The following is a 1,866-nucleotide window of genomic DNA, read 5'->3' as shown; positions in this document are numbered from 1 at the left end:
GGCTCATGACCGCGGTCGAAGCCCAGGATCACAAGGTCGTCCTCTACAAGTCCGCCAATCTCAAGGACTGGACCGCCCTGAGTGAATTCGGACCAGCCAATGCCACCGGCGGGCAGTGGGAATGCCCCGACCTGTTTCCCCTCGCCGTGGACGGCGACCCGAAGAACGTTAAATGGGTCATGGTCGTCAACATCAACCCCGGAGGCGTGGCCGGCGGCTCCGCTGGCCAGTACTTCGTGGGCAACTTCGACGGCACCACCTTCACCTCCGAAACCACCAAACCCGTGGCCACGCCCCCTCCCGGGACGGTCCTGGCCGGATTCAACGACGGAACCTACAACGGCTGGACCGTCTACAACGAGCCAGGAAACTGGAAGAACGGCCCATTCGGCAGCACTCCGGCAAACGGAGCCCTTCCCGGCCAGAGCCCCGTGACCGGCTTTGACGGCAGTGGCCTGATCAACTCCTTCAACGACGGCGACTGGCCGCTCGGGTCCATGCAGTCACCTAACTTCACCGTGACCGACGACTACCTGAACTTCCTCGTGGGCGGTGGCAAGCACCCCCGCGTCTCCGACAAGCTGGACAACACCCCGCCCGAAGGGGAGCTCAAGTTTGACGGCTTCGAGGTTCCCGCCGGGACATCGCTGGCCGACACCGGCTGGACCGGGACCGGCGACCTCACCCCCAACTTCCAGCCCTCCACCAGCGGCGGGGACTTCTACCTCGGGGCCAAACGGATCAACACCTTCGAGACCGGCACCGCACCGGGCGATGACCGGCAGGGCACCCTGACATCACCGGAATTCCCCATCACCAAGAATTTCATGAGCATGCTGGTCGGCGGCGGCAACCGCTCCGCGGACTCCGGACAGATCCTGGCCGCCCAGTTGATCGTCAACGGCAAGGTGGTCCGCTCCCTCGCAGGAGACAATTCCGGAATCCTGAACTGGAAAGGCTGGGATGTCGCCGAGTTCGCGGGACAGAATGCACAGTTGCGTGTAGTTGACCAGGCCACCGGCGGGTGGGGACACCTGACCCTTGACCACGTCATGCTGACTGACGGCCCGGCCGTTCCCCGGTCTGACGAGGAATCGGTAAACCTCGTGGTCAACGGACAAGTGGTCCGCACGGCCACCGGAAACGACAGTGAAAAGCCCGACTGGGCATCATGGAATGTCAAAGAATTCGTTGGCCAACAAGCACATATCAAAGTGGTCGACAATAACCGATTCGGTTGGGGCCACATTCTCGCGGACGACTTCATGCTCTCCTCGAAACCGGCACAGTCGGCCCTGGAGACCTATGACTGGCTGGACTACGGACGCGACTACTACGCCTCCGTGTCCTTCGGCAACATGCCCGATAACAAGCGGGTCATGCTCGGCTGGATGAACAACTGGGACTACGCCAATGACATCCCCACCAGCCCCTGGCGCAGCGCCATGGCACTTCCCCGCGAAGTCAACCTGACCACGACTTCTGACGGCCCTCGCCTCACCCAAAGCGCTGTCAAGCAAGTGGAACAGTTGGGCGGGAAAGTCTCCTATCAGGATAAGAAGGGCGGACCGATTCCCGCCGGGACACACCAGTTGCCGGCTTCAGCATCGGGCCAGGTCCAACGAGTCGACATCACCTTCGCGCCGGGCACGGCCAAGAAATCCGGCATCACCGTGCTGGGCGATGGAGCCGCATCCACCGTCATCGGCTACGACGCCACGACCGGGAAGCTCTTCGTTGACCGCACTAACTCCGGCAACACCGCGTTCCACCCGTCCTTCGCTTCCATAGAGGACGCCCCCGTCACCCTGGACAAGAAGGGCTACGTCACCCTTCGGGTCTACCTCGACCGCTCCTCAGTAGAGG

Annotated in this window: 1 protein-coding gene; it reads left to right on the top strand. The window is 62.6% G+C overall.

Translation table 11 applies throughout. The features are described from left to right. A partial coding sequence (locus LQV45_RS29215) for a GH32 C-terminal domain-containing protein (protein ID WP_230010555.1) occupies nt 1–1,866 on the top strand: 1,866 nt, incomplete at both ends.

The sequence above is a fragment of the Microbacterium sp. Bi128 genome (assembly GCF_918698205.1).
The sequence above is the reverse complement of the archived record's forward strand: the minus strand, read 5'-3'. Positions and strand labels throughout refer to the sequence as shown.